21 protein-coding genes and 1 pseudogene are annotated in these 19,709 nt (G+C 69.4%); 11 read left to right on the top strand and 11 right to left on the bottom strand.

All coding sequences use genetic code 11. The annotated features are described in order from the left end of the window. Nucleotides 1-32 precede the first annotated feature (32 nt). From EVJ50_RS12560 to EVJ50_RS12550, 3 genes are all read right to left on the bottom strand, one after another. Nucleotides 33-1,700 carry a TolC family protein gene (locus tag EVJ50_RS12560; RefSeq protein ID WP_225322937.1) on the bottom strand — a complete coding sequence of 556 codons (1,668 nt, stop codon included), beginning with the start codon at nucleotides 1,698-1,700 and terminating at the stop codon, nucleotides 33-35. Between the two features lie 186 nt (nucleotides 1,701-1,886). Further along, on the bottom strand, nucleotides 1,887-3,266 hold the full coding sequence (locus EVJ50_RS12555) for a TIGR03279 family radical SAM protein (protein WP_150884359.1): 1,380 nt from the start codon (nucleotides 3,264-3,266) through the stop codon (nucleotides 1,887-1,889). A 30-nt stretch (nucleotides 3,267-3,296) separates the two neighbouring features. After that, nucleotides 3,297-4,184 (bottom strand): undecaprenyl-diphosphate phosphatase, encoded by an 888-nt coding sequence (locus tag EVJ50_RS12550; RefSeq protein WP_150884358.1) that lies wholly within the window; start codon nucleotides 4,182-4,184, stop codon nucleotides 3,297-3,299. Nucleotides 4,185-4,279: 95 nt separating this feature from the next. Between EVJ50_RS12550 and EVJ50_RS12545 the strand changes: the two genes are divergently transcribed. The 3 genes from EVJ50_RS12545 to nadB all read left to right on the top strand — a co-directional run bounded on the left by EVJ50_RS12545 (nucleotide 4,280) and on the right by nadB (nucleotide 7,384). Further along, the gene (locus EVJ50_RS12545; protein WP_225322936.1) at nucleotides 4,280-5,011 is read left to right on the top strand and encodes a DUF3120 domain-containing protein; all 732 of its coding nucleotides are present in this window, start codon (nucleotides 4,280-4,282) and stop codon (nucleotides 5,009-5,011) included. Between the two features lie 209 nt (nucleotides 5,012-5,220). Further along, complete coding sequence (gene psbU, locus EVJ50_RS12540) at nucleotides 5,221-5,586, top strand: photosystem II complex extrinsic protein PsbU (protein WP_150884357.1); 366 nt, start codon at nucleotides 5,221-5,223, stop codon at nucleotides 5,584-5,586. A gap of 154 nt (nucleotides 5,587-5,740) precedes the next feature. Then, nucleotides 5,741-7,384, top strand: coding sequence for an L-aspartate oxidase (gene nadB / locus EVJ50_RS12535; protein ID WP_370455508.1), 1,644 nt, complete (start codon nucleotides 5,741-5,743; stop codon nucleotides 7,382-7,384). Here nadB and EVJ50_RS12530 read toward each other — a convergent pair. Continuing rightward, the gene (locus tag EVJ50_RS12530) at nucleotides 7,350-8,279 is read right to left on the bottom strand and encodes a vitamin K epoxide reductase family protein (protein WP_150884356.1); all 930 of its coding nucleotides are present in this window, start codon (nucleotides 8,277-8,279) and stop codon (nucleotides 7,350-7,352) included. The two genes, nadB and EVJ50_RS12530, sit on opposite strands and share 35 nt — an antisense overlap. A gap of 111 nt (nucleotides 8,280-8,390) precedes the next feature. On the opposite strand from EVJ50_RS12530, the gene rimO reads away from it, so the two are divergent. Next, a complete protein-coding gene (rimO, locus tag EVJ50_RS12525; RefSeq protein WP_150884355.1) occupies nucleotides 8,391-9,800 on the top strand; it encodes a 30S ribosomal protein S12 methylthiotransferase RimO in 1,410 nt (469 codons plus the stop codon). After that, a pseudogene (locus tag EVJ50_RS12520) lies at nucleotides 9,797-11,040 on the top strand (MFS transporter). Before rimO ends, EVJ50_RS12520 begins: the two are co-directional and overlap by 4 nt. Nucleotides 11,041-11,067: 27 nt before the next feature. Here the strand turns inward: EVJ50_RS12520 and EVJ50_RS12515 are convergent. Then, nucleotides 11,068-11,184 carry a cytochrome B6 gene (locus tag EVJ50_RS12515; protein WP_225322935.1) on the bottom strand — a complete coding sequence of 39 codons (117 nt, stop codon included), beginning with the start codon at nucleotides 11,182-11,184 and terminating at the stop codon, nucleotides 11,068-11,070. Nucleotides 11,185-11,365: 181 nt separating this feature from the next. Here EVJ50_RS12515 and EVJ50_RS12510 point away from each other — a divergent pair, with 181 nt between their 5' ends. Next, nucleotides 11,366-12,964, top strand: a complete 1,599-nt coding sequence (locus tag EVJ50_RS12510) for a B12-binding domain-containing radical SAM protein (protein ID WP_150884354.1) — start codon at nucleotides 11,366-11,368, stop codon at nucleotides 12,962-12,964. 41 nt (nucleotides 12,965-13,005) lie between these two features. Here EVJ50_RS12510 and EVJ50_RS12505 read toward each other — a convergent pair whose 3' ends face one another. Continuing rightward, entirely contained in the window at nucleotides 13,006-13,377 is a 372-nt protein-coding gene (locus EVJ50_RS12505; protein ID WP_150885028.1) for a DUF4346 domain-containing protein, read from the bottom strand. 62 nt (nucleotides 13,378-13,439) lie between these two features. After that, a complete protein-coding gene (locus EVJ50_RS12500; protein WP_150884353.1) occupies nucleotides 13,440-14,642 on the bottom strand; it encodes a GNAT family N-acetyltransferase in 1,203 nt (400 codons plus the stop codon). A gap of 131 nt (nucleotides 14,643-14,773) precedes the next feature. Here EVJ50_RS12500 and EVJ50_RS12495 point away from each other — a divergent pair, with 131 nt between their 5' ends. Beyond that, a complete protein-coding gene (locus tag EVJ50_RS12495) occupies nucleotides 14,774-15,181 on the top strand; it encodes a hypothetical protein (RefSeq protein ID WP_150884352.1) in 408 nt (135 codons plus the stop codon). On the opposite strand, the gene EVJ50_RS12490 is transcribed toward EVJ50_RS12495, so the two are convergent. Beyond that, complete coding sequence (locus EVJ50_RS12490; RefSeq protein WP_150884351.1) at nucleotides 15,154-15,816, bottom strand: dihydrofolate reductase family protein; 663 nt, start codon at nucleotides 15,814-15,816, stop codon at nucleotides 15,154-15,156. The two genes, EVJ50_RS12495 and EVJ50_RS12490, sit on opposite strands and share 28 nt — an antisense overlap. A gap of 10 nt (nucleotides 15,817-15,826) precedes the next feature. Continuing rightward, complete coding sequence (locus tag EVJ50_RS12485) at nucleotides 15,827-16,750, bottom strand: 6-carboxytetrahydropterin synthase (RefSeq protein WP_150884350.1); 924 nt, start codon at nucleotides 16,748-16,750, stop codon at nucleotides 15,827-15,829. Between the two features lie 31 nt (nucleotides 16,751-16,781). On the opposite strand from EVJ50_RS12485, the gene EVJ50_RS12480 reads away from it, so the two are divergent. After that, a complete protein-coding gene (locus tag EVJ50_RS12480; RefSeq protein WP_150884349.1) occupies nucleotides 16,782-17,372 on the top strand; it encodes a shikimate kinase in 591 nt (196 codons plus the stop codon). Here the strand turns inward: EVJ50_RS12480 and EVJ50_RS12475 are convergent. Further along, the gene (locus EVJ50_RS12475; protein ID WP_150884347.1) at nucleotides 17,327-17,596 is read right to left on the bottom strand and encodes a chlororespiratory reduction protein 7; all 270 of its coding nucleotides are present in this window, start codon (nucleotides 17,594-17,596) and stop codon (nucleotides 17,327-17,329) included. The genes EVJ50_RS12480 and EVJ50_RS12475 overlap by 46 nt on opposite strands. On the opposite strand from EVJ50_RS12475, the gene EVJ50_RS12470 reads away from it, so the two are divergent. Next, a complete protein-coding gene (locus EVJ50_RS12470; RefSeq protein ID WP_191964776.1) occupies nucleotides 17,595-18,323 on the top strand; it encodes a DUF6816 family protein in 729 nt (242 codons plus the stop codon). The two genes, EVJ50_RS12475 and EVJ50_RS12470, sit on opposite strands and share 2 nt — an antisense overlap. On the opposite strand, the gene EVJ50_RS12465 is transcribed toward EVJ50_RS12470, so the two are convergent. Next, nucleotides 18,292-19,020 carry a glutathione S-transferase family protein gene (locus tag EVJ50_RS12465; protein WP_150884345.1) on the bottom strand — a complete coding sequence of 243 codons (729 nt, stop codon included), beginning with the start codon at nucleotides 19,018-19,020 and terminating at the stop codon, nucleotides 18,292-18,294. The genes EVJ50_RS12470 and EVJ50_RS12465 overlap by 32 nt on opposite strands. Before the next feature lie 58 nt (nucleotides 19,021-19,078). On the opposite strand from EVJ50_RS12465, the gene EVJ50_RS12460 reads away from it, so the two are divergent. Together EVJ50_RS12460 and rbfA are read left to right on the top strand one after the other, a co-directional pair. Further along, nucleotides 19,079-19,282 carry a DUF751 family protein gene (locus tag EVJ50_RS12460; RefSeq protein ID WP_150884343.1) on the top strand — a complete coding sequence of 68 codons (204 nt, stop codon included), beginning with the start codon at nucleotides 19,079-19,081 and terminating at the stop codon, nucleotides 19,280-19,282. Between the two features lie 2 nt (nucleotides 19,283-19,284). After that, complete coding sequence (gene rbfA, locus EVJ50_RS12455; protein WP_150884341.1) at nucleotides 19,285-19,704, top strand: 30S ribosome-binding factor RbfA; 420 nt, start codon at nucleotides 19,285-19,287, stop codon at nucleotides 19,702-19,704. Nucleotides 19,705-19,709: the final 5 nt, after the last annotated feature.

Here is a 19,709-nt window from a genome sequence, read left to right as displayed (position 1 = left end):
ACCGGGCCGCTCAGTGATGGCTGCGGAGGAACTCAGAACGGCTGGGCAGCGAGCTGGCAGGCGGGCTGCAGCGGCCTGGGTTCAACGGGAACGGTGTCGGCCTCATCCACCACGGGGCGCTCAGCCGGCAGGTTCTGGGGCACGCAGAGCTGGATCTGATCCAGGCCGGTGCGGCGACGCAGCTCGGCAAGACTGATGTTGTAGGAGGCAACGGCGTTGGCATACCGAACCTCGGCCTGGGTGAGGTCGCGCTGGTTGTCGACCACCTCTCTCTGGGTGGTCACCCCGGCCTGGAAGCGCAGACGGGCCAGTCGGAGGGACTCACGCGCCGAGGTGACCTCACGGGCCGCGGTGGCGATGTCTTCGGTGTTCTGCTTGAGCGTGAAGAAGCTCGTTTCCACCTGCTGCCGGATCGAGTCGCGCTGCGTGGCGAAGTTGAAGGTGCTTTCCTCGGCCGCATACTTGCTGGCCCGGTAGAGAGCCCGTGCCCGTCCGCCGTCGAAGATGTTCCAGCTCAGCTGCAAACCCACAGTGTTCTGGGCGGACCAGGTGTACGGGGCGTAATCGATCGTGTCGCGGGTGGTGTTGGACTGACCGACGGATCGGCTGGAGGAGAAGGTGTTGACGATGGTCAGGAAGGGCTGGACCGCACCGATCGCCGAGTTGGCGTTGCTGTTGGCGATCGAGATGTCGAGGATGGCCTGGTTGAGCTCTTCGCGGAAGGCATAGGCGGCAATGATGCTCTCCTGCAGCGAGGGCATCCAGGCGCCGACCACCTTGGAGGGCTCCTTGGCAGTGGGGGTCACGTTCGACGGCAGATCGAGCAGACCGGCCAGGCTGCGGCGGCTGATGCTCTGGGCGGCCTCCGCATTGGTGAGCAGCTGCTGGTCCCGGGCCAGCTGGGTCTCGGCCTCCAGCACCTCGAGCTTGGTGGCCACGCCGGCCTGGAAGCGGGCCCGGGCATCCTTGAGGCTCACGAGTGAGGCCCGCACGGACTGCTGGCCGATGCGGACCTGCTCATCGGCCTGCTGCAGTTCGAAGTAGGCCTGATTGGCCTGCAGACGCAGCTCCCTCAGGGCGATCAGGTAGGCATTGCGCGAACGTTCGAAGCTGTCACGGGCCGCCGCGATCTGAGGCACACGCTGAGGGTTGATCAGATCCCAGTCGACCTGAACACCCACGCCGATGTCATAGGTGCCGGTACGGGTGTAAGTCTCGGTGTTGGTGGTGGTGGGAAGCCCGGTGAAGGGGTTGCTGTCGATCCCCGCCGGGGCGAAGGTGAAGGCATCGCCCCGCGTGTAGGAGGGGAGGCTGTCGGAAAAGATGTTGACCTGGGGATACCAGGCGGCCTCGGAAGCTCTCAGTTCAGAGCGGGCCTGCTCCACCTGGGCGGCCACGGCCTTGAGGTTGGGGTTGTTGACCTCGGCCAGGCGCTCCACCTCGATCAGGCCCAGAGGACGGAGTTCGGTGATGGTGACCTGGTCCGGGCTCGTGGGCAGGGCCAGCGATGGCGGGGAATTGAGTCCCTCAAGGGCGGGGGTGAGGTCCGTCGCCGCCGGAGGCAGCAGGGAGGGGTCGGCCTGGGGGCGCTCGCCCTTCACCTCCGGGGCCAGGGGAACACGGGTCGGGACCGATACGGCGTCCTCAGGCGCCGCCTCGGCACTGTCGGTTTCCGGGGGCGTCGAACCGGCAGGAATCACATCCAGCGGTTCGGCGGACTGGGCGAGCTGACTCTGCTCGGCCGGGGAGTGGGAAGGGCTCGTGCTCGCAGGGAGTTCCTCGGCCCTGACCGGGGCAACGGCGCAGAGGAGCCCAGCCGCAGCCAGCCATGCGAGGGATGGTTTCCCCACGAAATCAACTTCCAGATCGCGCTGAGCTTAGTCAGCTCAGCGGGTTTGACCACTGCAGGCGGACACGATCTCAGCCGCCCCACCCACAACCTCGATCGGCACCGACAGCTCCGCCTGCACATCGCTCAGGGTGCGGTCGTCGAGGAACACCGGATCGCCATGACGGAGCATCACCGACGGCAGCAGCAGCGCGTCGCCGAGATCCCGGCCCCGCAGGCCCTCGATCAGATCGCTGCCGGTGAGCAGGCCGGTCACCACCTGATCCTGTCCCCAGTACGGGCTCGGCAACCCGTGCAGGATCAGCTCCAGCCCATCAACGGCATTGAGGCGATCCACCACCGGCTGAAGCGCTTCGGCCACCAGGCGTCCCACCACCCAGCTGCGGCGCCGGGGGGCCGGCAGCCTTCCGGGCAGATCGGTGGTGGCCGCGTCGAGCTGCTCCAGAAAGGCGCGGATGCTGCCCACCCCGTTCTCCTGCTGGGGCAGATCCTCATAGGCGCGCCGCTCGGGCAGTGGCTGGCCGGCGATCAGGTACCACTCATCCGAGAGCCAGGCGAAGCGCGTGTCCAACGAGCGTTCGAACCGGGCCTGCAGCCGCTCCACCCGCTCGATGGTGCGCCGGGCGCAGGCCGGATCCACCGGCAGCAGCCCGTCATCGGACGGGCGGAAGCGGGTCAGGCCGACGGGCACGACGGCGGCCGACAGCACAGCCGGCCACTCCCCTCCCGCGAAGGCCGCCAGGTCGGTGAGGGTGCGTTCCAGGTGGTCCTCATCGTTGAGCCCGGGGCACACCACCACCTGGGCGTGGATCTGGAGGCGCCGCTCGCGGAACCATCGCAGCTGGTCCAGCAGGGCGCCGGCGCGGGGATTCTTCAGCAGCCTGCTGCGCAGTTCCGGCTCCGTGGCATGCACTGAGACAAAGAGAGGTGAAAGGCGCTGCGCCTCGATGCGGCGCCAGTCGGACGGATTGAGATTGGTGAGGGTGAGGTAGGAGCCGTAGAGAAAGCTGAGTCGGTAGTCGTCGTCCTTGAGGTAGAGGCTTCCCCGGCGCCCCGGCGGTTGCTGGTCGATGAAGCAGAAGGGGCAGCGGTTGTTGCACTGCCGCAGACCATCGAACAGCGCTTCGCTGAAGGCCAGACCCAGTCCATCGTCGATCTCCTTCTCGAGGGCCACCCGATGCAGGGCTCCGGAGGCGTCCTGCACCTCGAGTTCCAGCTCATCGGTGCCGATGAGCAGGCGGAAATCGATCAGATCCCTGGGGCGGACGCCGTTGATGCTCAGCAGACGATCGCCGGGTTCGAACCCCAGGTCCTCGCCGATGGAACCGGGTTCGACGGAAGACACCAATGCCGGCTGGGGCAGGCGCTCAGCGCCGTCGCTGAGAACGGCCACGCCCGCCGGGGGTTCACGCCACACCGGGGGGAGAGAGGTTGAACAGTCCTGCCATCATCGCGGCGCGCGCGCCGCGGCGGCCAGAACCACGATCCCGAAGAGCAGCCGGTAGATCACGAAGACCCAGGTGGAGTGGCGCTGCAGGTAGCGGAGCAACCAGTCGATCGCGATCCAGGAGACCACCGCCGCGGAGAGCACCCCCACCAGCATCGGCAGCATCCCGTCGCCGCTGGGGCTGGCGATCAGTTCGCGCAGTTCCACCAGTCCGGCCAGGGTGATGGCGGGGATGCCCAGGAGGAACGAGAACCGGGCGGCATCGGACCGCGTCCATCCGGCAAGCAGAGACGCCGTCAGCGTGCTGCCGGAGCGGGACACTCCCGGGATGATCGCCAGGGCCTGAGCCAGTCCAACCACCAGACCATCGCCCCCGCTCACCTGGCTCAGCTTCCGCACCCTCGGGCCGAGCCACTCGGCCAGGGCCAGCAGCAGGGCCATCACCATCGAAACGATGGCGATGGAGGTCAGGCTCCGCAGCGGCGAGGTGTCGTAACCCGGCCAGAACAGCTTGATGGCCATGCCCGCGATCACGATCGGCAGGGTGCCGAGGGCCACCGCGAAGCCCAGGCGCGCCTCGGGATCCGACCAGCGGCCCTGTCGGATCGCTCTGGACACACCCCGGATGACGCCGCGCAGGTCACTGCGGAAATAGGCCACCACAGCCGCGATGCTTCCCAGCTGGATCACCGCGGTGGCCGAGACGCCGGGGTCACCCCAGCCCAGCCAGACCGGAACCACCTTGAGGTGGGCGGTGCTGCTGATGGGGAGGAATTCCGTCAGACCCTGGACGGCACCGAGGACCAGCTGCCGCCAGCACGCTTCCATCAGATCGGCGGCGGGTCGGCCGCCCCCTGCTGCGATCTCGGCCAGGGGTTGAGGCAGCATCAGTGGGTCGGGTGGGGCCGTGACCCCCTGCAGACTGAAGCCCACGCTCCCACAGCCGGCAAGCCTAAGGTCGGAGCCCTCCCAGTGGCCTCGGCGTGATCGGTGTTCCCTCGACGAACCTCCGCAGCGCCACTCTCGACACCAGTCTGAGCAGCCGAATCAGCGCGGCGGCCATCGAGACCCCGGTCATCGGTCTCAGCGCTGCTCTGGTGAGCATCCCCGTTTTTCTGGAGGCCCCCCTGGTGCGGCTGTCTCCGGCAGGGGCGGTCGCTCTGACCGTTCCGCTCGTGGCTGCTGCCCTGCTCCTGGCACGGCGCAGCGATGCCATCGGCTCCGTTCTCGCTCCTCTGTTGCTCGGCTTCAGCGGCAGCTGGCTGGCGGGGGCCGTGTTCTGGGGCTGGTTCCGCATGGCTCCCATCTGGCATCTGCCGATCGAAGCCTTCGCCCTGCCTCTGGCGATCGCCGGGCTCGGAACCCGCTGGCGTCTGGCGGGGGCTTTCTACCTGGCTTCCCTGGTGGGCACCGCCTGCACGGACGGTGCCATGGCCCTGGCCGGCGTGATGCCGCACTGGCCCGCTGTTCTCGGCGCGCCCAGCGCGGAACTGCCCCAGCGCCTGAGCGATGCCGCGGCCGCCTGCCTGCAGCTGCGGGGGCTGCTGAGCATCGCCTTCGGCGCCACGGTGCTGATCAACGCCAGCGATCGGCTTCTGGCACGGCGCAGCACGGCCACCGCCGTGGCGGGTGCCGCCCTGATGACCACCATCGCCGTCGACGGTCTGTTTCTGCTGCTGGCAGCCCTCAGCCCCAGACTGAGCGGACTGATCTGAGAATCACCGGCGGCGGAGTGAAACGATCTGCAAAACGCCAGCGCTGGCGGGGGTTCTGGTGCGCCTGCGAGCTGTAGGTTGGCTCGCAACACATCACGGCTTCACCGTCTCTGTCTGTGTCTCCCTCCCTGCATTGCCCGCTGCTCCGCTCCTCCACAACGGCCTCGCAGCATGGCCGGGCTGGGGCCGGAGCGTGGACGAGCGCACTGATGGGCCGCGTCGCACGGCTGGCCCTCGGGCTGGTGCTGGTGCTGGTGCTCTGGTTCCCGGGCGCGGCGCTCGCTGACGCACCGAGGAACATCGCCGACGACAAGATCGCCGAGCGGGGAGGGAAGGTGGACCTCAACAATTCCTCAGTGCGTCGCTTTCAGCAGTTCCCGGGGATGTACCCGACCCTGGCGGGCAAGATCGTGCTGGGCGGCCCCTACGACAGTGTCGATGACGTGCTCAAGCTGGATCTGAGCGAGCGTCAGAAGGAGCTGTTCGAGACCTACCGCGATTCCTTCATCGTGACGGAGCCGGAGATCGCCCTCAACGAGGGCTTCGACCGCATCAACGACGGTCAGTACCGCTGAGCCTCGCTCCCCTGGCCCTCCTCTCAGCATCCCCGGCCGGAGCCCAGGAGGCTTCTGAGTCGGCCTGATCCCCGGCGATGGTCGCCCCTGCCCCAGCCCCCGTGCTCGACGACAGCTGGGATGTGATCGTGGTCGGCGGGGGGCCGCCGGGCTGATGAGCTGCCTGGAACTGCCGCAGGGGCTCAGAGTTCTGCTGCTCAACAAGGACGCGGGACCGAGGTCCTCCAGCCGCTGGGCCCAGGGGGGAATCGCGGCCGTGACCCGCCCGGAAGACAGCCTCGCGAGCCATCGCGACGACACCTTCCGCGCCGGTGCGGGGCTCTGCGACCCCAGCGCGGTGGAGCTGCTGGTGCGTGAGGCACCGGGCTGCGTGCAACGCCTGCTGGCGCTGGGCATGGAGTTCGACCGTTCCGGGACGGGCCTGAGCACGACCCTGGAGGCCGCCCACAGCCACCACCGTGTCCTGCACGTTCAGGACCGGACCGGCAAGGCCCTGGTTCAGGCGCTGGCCGAGCGCGTCCGCGCCCGCCCACTGCTGACGCGGGGCAATGGCGTGCTGGCGCTGCGGCTCTGGCAGGACGGCGGGTGCTGCCGGGGCCTGCTGGTGCTGGAGGGTGAGCGACTGCGCTGGCTGAGCGCCAGAGCCGTGGTGCTGGCCACGGGGGGTGGGGCCCACCTGTTCGCCAACAGCACCAACCCACCGTCCTCCAGCGGCGACGGCATCGCCATGGCCCACCAGCTCGGTGCCGGCATCAGCGATCTCGAATTCGTGCAGTTTCACCCCACGGCTCTGATGGTGCCGGGTGCGCCCCATTTCCTCATCTCCGAGGCGGTGCGGGGGGAGGGAGGGCGCCTGCGTCACCCGGACGGCACCAGCCCGGTGGCCTCACTTCCCGGCGGCGATCTGGCTCCCCGGGACCAGGTGAGCCGGGCCCTCGTGCGTGCGATCCGGCGCTCCGAACGCCTGGCGATCGGCCTCGATCTTGGGGGCATCGAGGACGACCGCCTGCAGCGGCGCTTCCCCACGATCCTGCGTCGCTGCCGGGAGTACGGCGTCGACCCGACCCGCCAACCGATCCCGGTGGCCCCGGCGGCCCACTACTGGATGGGTGGGGTGCGCACCGATCTGCGGGCCGCCACCTCCGTACCCGGGCTCTACGCGGTGGGCGAGGTGGCCTGCACCGGGGTGCACGGCGCCAACCGATTGGCCAGCAACTCCCTGATGGAGTGTCTGGTCTTCGCCAGAGCGCTCAGGAGGATCGACCTGCTGCCGGCGGCCGCCCCTCCCTGGCAGGCGCGGCAGGAACAGTGTGATGCCGGCACCCTCCAGCTGCACCCAGGAGACTGGGAGGCCCCGGAGCAGGTGCTGAACCGGATCGAGGATCTGCGGCAGCTCTGCTGGCAGGTGGCCGGTGTGGAGCGGAGCGGACGGGATCTGCAGCGGGCGCTGCCCCGGCTCGCCCGACTGCAGGAGCAATGGAACGCCAGGCCGTTGCCGGCGCTGGTGGCGGCGCTGCCGGTCGGGCGGGATGTGGCCCTGCCGGCGGACGTCGCGGTGTCCCTGGCGGTGAGCGTGGACTACAGCCACCGCTTGACGGTGAGCCGGCTGCTGCTGGAGGCCTGCGCCTTCCGGGCTGAGAGCCGGGGCGGTCACTTCCGCGAGGACGCCCCGGGGACGCAGCCGCACTGGCAGCGGCACAGTCTTCAGAGACGAGGGCGGCCCATCAGCACCCTGGCCATCGACCCGCCGAAGGTGCCGGGACCTAGCGGAACTCCCTCGATCCCTCGTAGCCGCTGAGGTCGGAGAGCGTCTCGAGGGACTTCACGCCGGAATCGAGCGTGCCGTTGATCTCCCAGCTGGGAAAGCCCAGCAGCCCCTTGCTCTCGCACAGCTCGCGCTGGCTGTTGAGGCCGTCCTCGGCACACTCGATGATCGTCAGCCGGCTCGTGGCCTCCGTGCCGAACAGTTCCTTCTGGTCGTGGCAGTGGGGGCACCAATAGGCCGAGTACATCACCGCCCCCTGCTCCTGCAGATGGTCCGCCAGGGCGATCGAGGCCGGGGTGCTGGTGCTGGTGACCGGTGGTGGGCTGTTGGGGGGCCTGGAGAGCTGGGGCGATCGCGCCGGATCCACGGCGCTGGCCCAGGCGGCGCCCACCAGTCCCACGGCGATGGCGGTGATGAGAGCCCGGAAGACCACCGGCCCGGGCTCGCTCCAGCCGCCACCCAGCAGCGTGAGCACCAGCAGGGCAATCGAGAGCAGGGCCGAGAGGACGCAGAAGAAGCAGAAGGCCTGGATCTTGAACACCAGCAGCCCCATCAGCAGCAGGCTGAACACCGCCATGCCGGCGCTGATCAGCAGCAAAGCCATCCAGCTCAGTTCGGAGGCCCGCCTGCGGGACTCCGCCGGCAGCACCAGCGGCAGCAGCGCGAGCACGAGCACCGCCCCGTAGGCCAGGAGGCCGAGCAGAGAGAGCGGCTGTCCCAGGACGCTGCCCCAGGCGCTGTTGAGAACCCTGTCGCAACCGCCTTCGCTGCCGCCCGGGCAGCTGAGGCTTCCGATCCAGCCCCAGCGAGTGAGGGTGATCGCGCCGGTGTCGATGACCCCGATGGTGGCCAGCACGGCCATGCTCACCCTGGCCCAGCGCTTACCGGGATCACTGCGGCGGCGACTGCCGAGTCGGCTGGTGCTCACCCTGACGATGCTGCTGGGGCGATTGTGGCAGCTGAAGACGGAGCCGTTCCATAGGGTGGAGGCCCACGGATTGATGGACTCGGCTTCCGTCACCGGAACGGCCAGAGACCCATGACATCCGCCACAACAGCACGGCCCACGGTGGCCTTCGCCCACCTGGGCTGCGAGAAGAACCGGGTGGACACCGAACACATGCTCGGCCTGCTGGCCGAGGCCGGCTACGGCATCAGCGCCGATGAGCGCGATGCCGCCCTGGTGGTCGTCAACACCTGCAGCTTCATCCAGGACGCCCGGGAGGAGTCCGTGCGCACCCTGGTGGGTCTGGCGGAACAGGGCAAGGAGCTGATCATCGCCGGCTGCCTCGCCCAGCACTTCCAGAGCGAGCTGCTGGAGGCGCTGCCGGAAGCCCGGGCCGTGGTGGGAACCGGTGACTACCAGCACATCGTGGAGGTGCTGCAGCGGGTGGAGGCCGGCGAGCGGGTCGAGCGGGTGAGCAGCGTGCCGACCTTCGTCGGCGACCACACCCTGCCCCGCTACCGCACCACGCCGGAGCCGGTGGCCTACCTGAAGGTGGCCGAGGGATGCGACTACCGCTGCGCCTTCTGCATCATTCCGAGCCTGCGGGGCAACCAGCGCTCGCGGCCGATCGAGTCGATCGTGAGCGAGGCCCACGAGCTGGCCGCCCAGGGGGTGAAGGAGCTGATCCTGATCAGCCAGATCACCACCAACTACGGACTGGATCTCTACGGTCGCCCCCGGCTGGCCGATCTGCTGCGCGCCCTCGGGGAGGTGGCCATTCCCTGGATCCGGGTGCACTACGCCTACCCCACCGGTCTGACCGATGAGGTGCTGGCGGCCTTCCGGGACGTTCCGAACGTGCTCCCCTACCTGGACCTGCCGCTGCAGCACAGCCATCCGGAGATCCTCCGGGCGATGAACCGGCCCTGGCAGCGGGATGTGACGTCGGCGGTTCTGGATCGGATCCGCGAGCAGCTGCCCGACGCGGTGCTCCGCACCACGCTGATCGTGGGCTTCCCCGGTGAGCGCGACCACCATTTCGATCACCTGCAGGAGTTCCTGCGGCGGCAGCGCTTCGATCACGTCGGCGTGTTCGCCTTCTCTCCCGAGGAGGGCACCGCCGCGGCATCCCTGAGCGACCCTGTGGACTCCGCCATCGCCGCCGAGCGCCGCGATGCCCTGATGCGCCTGCAGCAACCCATCGCCGCCGAGCGCAACAGCGCCTGGGTGGGCCGCACGGTGGATGTGCTGGTGGAGCAGGAGAACCCCGTCAGCGGCGCGATGATCGGTCGCTGCGCCCGCTTCGCGCCGGATGTGGACGGTCTGGTGCGCCTGAGCCCCCGGACCGGAGCGCCGGGCGCGGCTCCGGGCTCGATGGTGCCGGCACGGATCACCGCCGCCGATGTCTACGACCTGGAGGCCGAGCTGCTGACGGACGAGCGGTTGACAGGCGTGCGGCTGACGGGCGAAGGGCGGACGCCCGGAACGGACTCCGCCCATTGACGGCGCCATCTCGACCCCTTCTCACGCCGCTGCGACAGCGACAGCTGTTCCTGCTGGTGTCCGGGCTGAGCACGGCGGGGTCCTTCGCCGGCCTGACGGCGAAGGGATGGGTGCTGATGGAGGGCACCGACAACGCCTTCGTTCTGGCGCTCCACTTCGGGGCCCTGGCTCTGCCCTCGCTCCTGGTGAGCGGGCCGGCCGGCGTGCGCACCGATCGGCTCGGCTGCGAACGCGTGCTGATCCAGGCGCAGTGGGCACTGCTGGCGGCGGGTCTGCTGGCGGCCCTCGCGATCCCCCTGCTGACGGGTCGGCCCCAGGTGATCCTGCTGCTGGCCTCCACCCTGATGGTGGGCATTGCCGGGGCCTTCGAGCTCAGTGCGCGCAACAAGTACTGCTCGCTGCTGGTGGAGTCGCCCGAGCAGCTTCCCGGATACCTCACCAGCTTCTCGGTGGTGTTCAACGTGGGCAAGCTGATCGGGCCGCCGGTGGGAGGCTGGCTGGTGGCGGCTCTCGGTCCCGCGACCGCCCTCAGCCTGGACGCGGCCAGCTATCTGCTGCCGATCATCAGTGTGATCTGGCTGCTCACTCCCCGGCGTGAGCTGGAGCGACGCAGTGCGGCCGGGTCCGCCGGAACGCTCGGAGCCGCCTGGATCCTCTGCGGCGCTCCGATGCGCCACGTGCTCCGCTTCACCGGTCTGATCTGCCTGGTGGGGTTCTTCCACCCGGGCCTGACCCCCCTGATCGCGCGGGAGGTGATCGGGCCGGGGCCACAGGACCTCGGACTCTTCACCAGCGTGCTGGCCGCCGGCAGCATCGCCGGTGGGCTGGTGCTGCAGCGTCAGAGCCAGCGCTTCAGCCGCTGGCCGATGCGGACGCTCGCCGGCTTCGCGATGGTCACGGCCATCGGCCAGCTGGGCATGACCGCCGGTGGCCAGGGTGGCCTGCACTGGCCGATGACGCTGCTGATCGGCGCCGGCACGGCCGGGATGATCGCCAGCTGCAACGTGATCACCCAGGTCGGATCGGATCAGGCGCTGCGGGGGCGGATGGCCGGACTGAGCCAGATCGCCGTCCTGGGGGCGGTGGCCTGAGCGGATTGCTCGCCGCGAGCCTGGTGAGTGCGATGGGTCTTCCCCTGACCTTCGCGGTGACAGGAGGCCTGGGATCCCTGCTGGCCGGCTGGGAACTGGTCCGGAGGGGCTCAGTTCGCCTGCCCAGCGCCAGGCCGGCCTCGGTCTGACACGAGGTGTGGAGCCGACGCGGGCTTTCAGATCAGCTTGATGCCCCTGAGAAGGGTGGTGAGCACGAAGGCGGCGACCAGGCCGGCGGCGACCAGAGCGAAGTAGATCGCGATGCCCATGCAGCTCCAGGAGGTGGCCACCATTACAGCAGAGCCGGGGGCAGAGAGGCCCTGATGCCCTTAAGGTTCACCCAACTCCATTGTTCGCCGGTCCCCTCCCTTCCATCCACCTGCCAGCCGATCGCGGCTTTCGAACGCCGGACACGTCCGGCCGCGTGATGCGGACCGAGGTCCAGCTTTCCTTCTCTCCTCCTTCCCGCTCACCATGCGTGCCCTGTTCGTCTACCCCGAATTTCCCAAGACCTTCTGGAGCTACGAGAAGATCCTGGAGCTGGTGAACCGCAAGGTGCTCCTGCCGCCCCTGGGCATGGTCACGGTGGCGGCGATGCTGCCGGAGAGCTGGGACATCCGCCTGGTGGACCGCAACGTGCGCGAGGTCACCGAGGAGGAATGGCAGTGGGCCGAGCTGGTGGTGATCTCCGGCATGATCGTCCAGAAGGACGACATGCAGCGGCAGATCAGCGTTGCCAAGGCGCACAACCTGCCTGTGATGGTGGGCGGCCCGTTCGCAACCTCCACACCGCACGCGCCGGAGATCGCCGAGGCGGATTACAAGGTCCTCGATGAAGGGGAGATCACCCTGCCGATGTTCCTGGAGGCGCTCGAGCGCGGCGAATCCTCCGGCACCTTCCGCTCGGGTGGCGACAAGCCGGATGTCACGGCCACGCCGATCCCCCGCTTCGATCTGCTGGAGCTGGATGCCTACGACTCGATGTCGGTGCAGTTCTCACGCGGCTGCCCGTTCAACTGCGAGTTCTGCGACATCATCGTTCTCTACGGCCGCAAACCCCGCACCAAGAGTCCCGAGCAGCTGATCGCCGAACTGCAGGCCCTCTACGACCTGGGCTGGCGGCGTTCCATCTTCCTGGTGGACGACAACTTCATCGGCAACAAGCGCAACGCCAAGCTGCTGCTCCCGGCCATCCGGGCCTGGCAGGAGGAGAGGGGCTATCCGTTCAGCTTCAGCACCGAGGCGTCGGTGGATCTCGCCTCAGACGAGGAGATGATGCGGATGATGCACGATGCGCGCTTTGAAAGCGTGTTCCTCGGCATCGAAACTCCGGACGAATCCAGCCTGGAGACGGCCCGAAAGGTTCAGAACACGCGCAACCCCCTCGATGAGGCGGTGGACCGGATCACAGCCAACGGCCTGCGCGTGATGGCCGGATTCATCATCGGCTTCGATGGCGAGAAGAGCGGCGCCGGTGACCGGATCGTCGACTTCGTGACCCGTACCGGCATCCCGGCCGCGATGATGGGCATGCTGCAGGCTCTGCCCAACACCGCTCTCTGGCATCGACTGGAGAAGGAGGGCCGGCTGATCCAGGACAAGGAAGCGGCCAAGGGGGTCAATCAGACCAACCTGCTGAATTTCGTTCCCACCCGGCCGATTCGCGAAATCGCCACGGAGTACGTGGACGCCTTCTGCGCCCTCTACGAGCCGCGGGCCTACATGGACCGCGTCTACAGCTACTACCTCAAGATCGGTGCACCGCGCTGGAAGGCGAAGGCCAAGCTGCCCAGCTTCACCGACATCCGTGCCCTGGCCATCGTGACCTGGCGTCAGGGGATCAAGCGCAACACCCGCTCCCGGTTCTGGCGCTACATGTGGGGCATGGCCAGACAGAATCCGGCCATGCTGGAGCAGTTTCTGGTGGTGCTGGCCCACAACGAGCACTTCCTCGAATACCGCGGCATCGTCCAGCAGGAGATCCGCGATCAGCTGGCGACCCTGGAGAAGGAGGAGCAGCGCCTGGAGCAGGAGAAGCGCACCGCCGCTGAACCCGAACTGATGACGGCCTGAGTCGCTCGTCCCTTCCGCAGCGGCTCCCGGCCCGGGGGCCGTTAGTCCTGGATGTAGCGGCGCCCCTCACGCAGACAGTGCTCGGCCCGCTGCAGCTCTCGGCCGAGGTACACGGCGTGGTCGAGGCAACTGATCGGGTGGGGCCCCTCGCCCTCGGAGATCTGGATGCCCACCTCCTTGGCGGTGCGTCCGCGGTAGGTGCGGACCGGCGTGCGGGGCCCGGCACCGCTGCAGCGGAGCACCTCTCCGGTCTCCGGATCAGTGGCACGGCCCCGCTCGTCGATGCCGTTGCTGTAGTGCTCGAGAACGAGATCCCCCGCCTCGCCGTCCACACGGATCAGGAAGTAGCCGAGGGGGTCGAGGGCGATGAACCGCTGGGACAGGCGAGCGTCCAGCGCATCAAGAGCCGCCAGTCGGTCGCTGGCGAGGGGCGCGAGGGTCTCCAGGTGCTGTCCTTCCGGTCTGCGGAGCGAATCTAACCAGCACCACCGGGGGCTCCCCCGGCGCTGAGATCCGGCAGCTGGGCGCGGTAGGGGAGCTCCTGGTTCACCGCTTCGATCTCCTCGAGCATCAGGGCATTCGCCCTGGGCAGCCACTGGCGCACCAGCCGATCGAAGCCCGGGTCGTACCAGCGATGCAGACTGGCGTGAGGATGGGCGAGGAAGCCCCGGCGACGCTTGTGGCCACCCCCGGCACCGGGATCGAAGCAGCGGATGCCCCGCTCGATCGCCCAGGTGATGGGGGCGTAGTAACACACCTCGAAATGAAGGCAGTCGACCTCCTCATCGCTGCCCCAGTAGCGCCCCCAGAGATGCTGGGCATCGTGCACGCACAGCGACATGGCCACGGGGTCGCACGGGTCACCGCGATGGGCGCTGAACAGCACCACATGGCGCCGCAGCTCGGGTTCGGCCAGATGGGAGAAGAAGGCCTCGCTGAGGTACTTGCTGCCCCAGGGGCCCCAGCGGGAGCAGTGATCGGCGTAGAAGCGGTGCATGCGGCTGAGCAGGGCCGGGTCGAGGGCGTCACCGCTGAGGGGCGTCACGCTGAGGCCGGCCTTGCTCACCGCCTTGCGTTCGCGCCGGATGTTGCGCCGCTGGTTCGCGTTGAAGCGCTCCAGGTAGGCCTCGAAGCTGTCCAGATCCTCGCCATGCCAGAGGCTCTGCTGATTGAGCCAGGTGGCGCACCCCGCCGCTTCGGCCAGCGGCTGCCAGTCGCGATCGACATAGAGAAAGTTGCAGCTCAGAATTCCGTGCTCGCGGCAGAAGCGATCGATCTCCGCCATCAGCAGGGCCGTGATGCGCGCGGGGTCCTCACCGTCGGCGATGAGAAAGCGGTAGCCCCGGACCGGGCTCACCGGGCTCATCCCCAGCAGCTTGGGGTAGTAGCGGAGGCCCAGATCGGAGGCGAGTCGGGCGAAGCTCTGATCAAAGACGAACTCCCCGTAGCTGTGCCCCTTGAGGTACAGCGGGGCCAGGCCCAGCAGGGCATCGCCCCGCCAGAGAGCCAGGTGGAGGGGCTGCCAGCCCTGACGACCCGTGGTGCTGCCGGAGCGCTCCAGGGCCTCCAGCCAGCGCCAGCGGTAGAAGGGGATCGCATCGGCTCCGACCAGGGCCTCCCAGGCGTCAGCCGGAATTTCCGCAATGCTCTGATGCCAGCGGCAGGTGAGGGTGGTCACGTCGCGGCAGGGCGCAGGCCTGGTGCGGAACGCTAACCAGCCCGGTGCCTCCGGCAGGCTTTGCCAGAGTGTCCCCCTTGCAGTGGCGCTTCCGCAGCACGGCGATGGAGAACGGCCGACGTGGAGCATCGATGCGGACGCTCGCGCTGGGCGCGACGCCGCTGATCGCTCTGGCGACCCTCGCCGCACCCGCCGCCCGGGCCAGCCTCCTGGCTCCCGTGCTGCAGCTGATGCGGCCGCGCCTGGAGCGGCATCTCAGCGAGCAATGCACCCGTCTGGTGAGCGATGGCGATGCGGCGATCGGTGAGGCCGCAGCCGAACCCTGCCGGGCTCTGGCGCGGCCGGCGAGCGAATGCCTGATCCGCCAGACCAGCCGCAGCGGTCGGGAGCTGGGGGTGATGCGTGAGCTGATGGCCGGGCGCATCGGCGACGACACCGAGGCGGTGATCAAGCTCTGCGCGGCGGAGCTGCTGGGCCTGCCGGCCGAGTCGCTGCAGGCCCTGCCCCTGGATCAGCTGCTGCCCCGGGATCGGCGATAGCGCAGCAGCACCTCCCCCTCCCCCAGCGCGCGGGCCGTCTCCAGCTGCCAGTGCTCCGGGAGCAGATGTCCCGCGGGCATCCAAAGGTGCGGCCCGCCCAGCAGGCGGGGGCACACCGTGAGCTGCAGCGTGTCGAGCAGATCCTCGGCCAGAAGGGTGGCGGCGAGCTGCGCGCCCCCGAGCACCAGCAGCCGGCTCAGGCCGCGCTGCCTGAGGACCCGGAGGGTCTCGGGCCAGGGCGACCAGGGCAGACGCTCATCGAAGCCCGGCAGCGGCGCTGCGGACGGGTCACCCCCCGGCGGTTCCTGTCGGTCGAGCCACCAGCGCTGCAGGGGCTGGTGGAAGAAGGGCAGGTCGGGCGGAATCCGTCCGCTGCGGCTCACCACGAGGGCCGGGGGCTGGGGGGAGCGGCCGCCGCGGAAGCGTTCGTCGAGCAGATCGGGCCGCCGGATCAGGGCCGTGCCGCCATGCAGGCGAAGCGTGGTGGCACCGATCAGGGCAGCATCGGCCCAGGCGAGGGCCTGCTCCAGCACCACGCGGTCGGGTGCACCGCCGATGCTGGCCGCCCCGCCAGCAGAGGGGGCCAGACGGCCATCGATGCTGACGGCGAGAACGAGGCGGACCTCGGGTCTCACCGATGCGGCGTCAGGAGACAGCCAGAGCCTCCAGAGCCCGGGCCGGGGACATCTCGAGCTGAGGGGTCTCGGCGTAGACCTCGGCGGCGTTGTTGGGGCTCTCCTGCAGGCGGATCTTGTGGAGCGTGGCCCCGATGGCCCGGATGGGCGTGCTCAACCGATCGGCGATGTGAAGGGCGATGTTCTCCGCTGTGGGAACGCAGTCGGCGAAGTGGGGGACGTCCTTGTTGAGGAAGGTGTGATCGAAGGGTTCGACCACCAGATCGTCCACCAGGCTCTGCAGGGCGGCCAGGTCGCAGACCATGCCGGTGCGGGGATCGATCGGGCCGCGCACCGTCACATCCACGAGGTAGTTGTGGCCGTGGCCGTGGGGCCGGGCGCACTTGCCGTAGATGCGCTCGTTCTCCTCCTGACTGAGCTCCGGGCGGGCCAGTCGGTGGGCAGCCGCGAAATGGGTGCGGATGGTCAGGAAGGCATCCATGGTGTGTCCGAGGTAGTCGGCCCAGAGCTTGGGGTGTTCGTAGAGACGCAGCGCCACCAGGGGAAGGTGGGACTGCAGGCGCTGCCAGATGACACGCACCAGCGCTTCGGTGGTGGGCAGGCAGCCGTCGGGGCGGGAGACATCGAACTCCGGCCAGGCGCTGTTGAGGAAGCGGTAGGCGAGCTGGTCGGTGACCTGGTCGCGGATGGCGTGCTTGACCTCGGAGAGGTTCAGCACCATGCCGTCCTCATCCAGAGGGCCGCCCATGGCCACCACGAGCTCGTAGTTGTGACCGTGACCCGGCTCCAGGGAGCAGGCTCCGAAGCGGGCGGCGTTCTCATCGGCGTCCAGCTCGGGGAGCCAGTAACGATGGGAGGCGCTGAACTCGGCCCGGCGGGTGATCACACAGCCGCGGCCGCGTCCGTGGGGCGCTGTCGTGCTGGCGACGATCATGGGTTGCGTCAACTGGTGACATCCTAAAGAAATGCAGCAGGTCAGCGCTCTGCGGTCCCGACTGGGGGGGCGCAACCTGTATCTGGTCGGAATGATGGGCGCTGGCAAGAGCACGGTGGGGCGTCCCCTGGCCGAGCAGCTCGGCTACGGCTTCGTGGATGCCGACAGCACGATCGAGGCCTGCAGCGGCCGCAGCATCAGCGCGATCTTCGCCGAGGACGGAGAGCGGGGCTTCCGCGCCATCGAGACCGCCGTGCTCAATCAGATCGCCTGCCGCCACTCCCTGGTGGTGGCCACCGGAGGCGGGATCGTCACCGAAGCGGTGAACTGGGGCCACATGCACCAGGGCCTGGTGCTCTGGCTCGATCCCGACCGCAATGTGCTGCTGCAGCGGCTGCGGGAGCAGCCCGGGGGGCGGCCGCTGCTGGCGGGGGAGGGGGATCCGGCCGCGCGTCTCGATGCCCTGCTGGAGGCCCGGCGTCCGCTCTACGCCCAGGCGGACGTGCACCTGGCGATCACGCAGGAGACGCCGGAGCAGGTGGTGAGCGCGCTGCTGGAGGCCATCGCGGCGCGGCTTCAGGCACCGGGGCTGGGAGGTTCCAGCCGCACGGCGAACCACTGAACACTGGCTCCGCCCGGCAGGGCCAGCTCACAGGCCGTCTCGAGCAGCCGCAGCGCCCGGCTCCGCTCATCCGGGCAGTGCCGCAGATCCTCCGGCGGCTCCGGCAGGGCCGCGAGCACCCCGCAGAGCCACTCCAGCGTTTCGGCGGCGCTGAGGATCCGCTCGCCGCGGCCGGCCTCGAGCACCACGTAATGATCGAGCTCGCGGATCAGGGGATCGGACATGGCGGCGCTGGCACTGGCCTGGCTGACGGGGATTCTGCTGCTGCTACCGCAGGAGGCGCTCGCCGCACCGCCGGACCTGGCGGCCCGCGCCGCAGCCTGGCCGGACTGGCAGCTGCCGGCACCGCTGCAGCAGCCCGGCCAGTCCGATCTGGTCTATCCCGACTGGCTGGCGGGCGAGTGGCAGCGCTGCCCGGCCGGACCATCGGATCCCTGCCAGCGGTTGCGGTTCCGGCGCGACAACCGGGAGCGGGTGGTGGGCGATCGGGCCTTCAATGCCCTGATGGCCGGCCGGGCGGTGCTGGGGGAGGATCTGCTCTCGGTGAGCACGGATCCGGCCAACCCCAACCGCCAGCTGGCCCGGCTCCGGGGCGAGGTGCGGCTGGAGTCCAGCGTGATCGGCCGGGCCAGCCGGAACCTGCCCGCAGGCCGCTTTCTCTGCGACGAGCTGGCCCTGCAGGTGCTGCACCCGCCCCCGGCTGCCGGCGGGGATGGCACCGCACCCCGGGTCAGCCGGGTGGAGACCCTGACCCGGCTCACTCCCACGCCGGTGGATGGGGAGAGCGGTGCCGGCGGGGTTGCCGGGCCGGTGCAGACGGTGCTGGTGGAGCAGTGGCAGGCCACCTATCCATCGCCGTCGGAGGGCCTGGCGGCGGTGGCGATGCGGAGCGAGCACGAGAGCTTCACCCTCGAGCGACTCACATCGGAGCCTGGTCCGGGTCCGGCGTGAGCGAGGCCTCGATGGCGTCGCGCCACTCGAACAGCGGCTGGAGCTGGGGGTGGTCGTGCAGACCGGGGACACCGCGGCCGGCGAGTGAGGCTCCGGCGGAGGCCGGGAAGCGCAGCAGAGAGAGCTGGGCGGCCACCGCCAGATCCGCCAGGGAGAGGGTCGCCCCCACCAGATGGGCGCGCCGGGCGGTCAGCGCCGCCAGCTGCTCGAGGCTTTCCATCAGCAGCTGCCGCTCGCGGGCCGCCACCACGTCACCCAGATCGGAGGCCCACCCGGCGGGGATCGCCCCCACCGCCCGACGCAGTGGCTCGGGTGTGACCTCGGGCAGCAGCGCCTCGCGCAACACCGGATCGCGGCCCATGGTCTGCAGCAGAGCCAGCCGCGCCCGCTGGGCCAGGGTGGTGTCGGCCCAGTCCTCCAGGAGGAGCACCTCGGCGCGCTGAGCCGGGTCGGCGGGCAGCAGCGGTGGCTCCGGCACCGTCTCCTCCAGGTGCAGGGCGATGGTGGTGGAATCGCTGATCACCCTCTCGCCGTCCACCAGCACGGGCACCTGGCGCTGACCCGAGAGGCGGAACAGGTCGAGCTGACCGAGTCCGGGCGTGACCTCGACCACGCTGAAACTGAGCCTCTTGGCGCGCAGCACCAGGCGCACCTTCTCGCAGAAGGCGGAGTGGCGGAACTGATGGAGCTCCAGCATCGGCGGGGCCGCCCGTCAGCCGGCAGAGTACTTCCATCACCCATGCACCGGTCTGCTGATGCGGGAGTTTCTGATCAACGTCACCCGTTATCCGCGCTACTTGGTGGCGTTCAGCCTCGGCGTGATCGAATCGGTGGTGGGTCCGATGGCCCGGCGCCGCAGCAATCCCGTCACGGCGGTGGCGCTGGTGGGGGCCCTGATCAGCGGCGGGGTCAGCCTGACCCTGGTGCTGCGGGCGATGGTCACCGCTCCGGTCAGCTGAGCATGGCTCCCCAGCGACGCAGCCAGAGGGTGGCGGCCCTGATCCGCCGTGAGGTGAGCGACATGCTGATCAACGGCATCCGCGACGACCGGGTCCGGCAGGGCATGGTCAGCCTCACGGACGTGCAGGTGGCCGGGGATCTGCAGCACTGCCGCATCCACGTGAGCATCTACGGCGACGGTGCCGACCGGGAGGCGGTGATGGAGGGGCTGCGCTCAGCCGCCGGCTACGTGAGGGGGGAGCTGGGACGCCGCCTGCAGCTGAGGCGGGCTCCGGAGGTGGTGTTCCGCCTCGATCGCGGCCTGGAGCAGGGCTCCGATGTGCTGGGTCTGCTCGGCCGGCTGGAACGGGAGCGCGACGAGAAAGCGGGCGCCCCCGCCGCCGCGGAGCCCGAACCGGCTGAGCCGGACCCCGGGAGCTGACGGGC

Origin of the sequence: Synechococcus sp. RSCCF101, assembly GCF_008807075.1 — a bacterium.
Classification (GTDB): domain Bacteria; phylum Cyanobacteriota; class Cyanobacteriia; order PCC-6307; family Cyanobiaceae; genus RSCCF101.
Note: the sequence above shows the minus strand (reverse complement) of the source record. Positions and strands in the feature narration are given on the sequence as shown.

Bases quoted from the DNA above. Each gene is read 5' to 3' on its own strand.
- nadB (WP_370455508.1), top strand. From the start codon at position 5,741: ATGAGCTGCCTGGAACTGCCGCAGGGGCTCAGAGTTCTGCTGCTCAAC.
- EVJ50_RS12550 (WP_150884358.1), bottom strand. From the start codon at position 4,184: ATGCTGCCTCAACCCCTGGCCGAGATCGCAGCAGGGGGCGGCCGACCC.
- psbU (WP_150884357.1), top strand. From the start codon at position 5,221: ATGGGCCGCGTCGCACGGCTGGCCCTCGGGCTGGTGCTGGTGCTGGTG.
- EVJ50_RS12485 (WP_150884350.1), bottom strand. From the start codon at position 16,750: ATGATCGTCGCCAGCACGACAGCGCCCCACGGACGCGGCCGCGGCTGT.
- EVJ50_RS12495 (WP_150884352.1), top strand. From the start codon at position 14,774: ATGCGGACGCTCGCGCTGGGCGCGACGCCGCTGATCGCTCTGGCGACC.
- EVJ50_RS12510 (WP_150884354.1), top strand. From the start codon at position 11,366: ATGCGTGCCCTGTTCGTCTACCCCGAATTTCCCAAGACCTTCTGGAGC.
- EVJ50_RS12475 (WP_150884347.1), bottom strand. From the start codon at position 17,596: ATGTCCGATCCCCTGATCCGCGAGCTCGATCATTACGTGGTGCTCGAG.
- EVJ50_RS12470 (WP_191964776.1), top strand. From the start codon at position 17,595: ATGGCGGCGCTGGCACTGGCCTGGCTGACGGGGATTCTGCTGCTGCTA.
- EVJ50_RS12515 (WP_225322935.1), bottom strand. From the start codon at position 11,184: ATGGTGGCCACCTCCTGGAGCTGCATGGGCATCGCGATCTACTTCGCT.
- rimO (WP_150884355.1), top strand. From the start codon at position 8,391: ATGACATCCGCCACAACAGCACGGCCCACGGTGGCCTTCGCCCACCTG.
- EVJ50_RS12480 (WP_150884349.1), top strand. From the start codon at position 16,782: ATGCAGCAGGTCAGCGCTCTGCGGTCCCGACTGGGGGGGCGCAACCTG.
- rbfA (WP_150884341.1), top strand. From the start codon at position 19,285: ATGGCTCCCCAGCGACGCAGCCAGAGGGTGGCGGCCCTGATCCGCCGT.
- EVJ50_RS12460 (WP_150884343.1), top strand. From the start codon at position 19,079: ATGCGGGAGTTTCTGATCAACGTCACCCGTTATCCGCGCTACTTGGTG.
- EVJ50_RS12465 (WP_150884345.1), bottom strand. From the start codon at position 19,020: ATGCTGGAGCTCCATCAGTTCCGCCACTCCGCCTTCTGCGAGAAGGTG.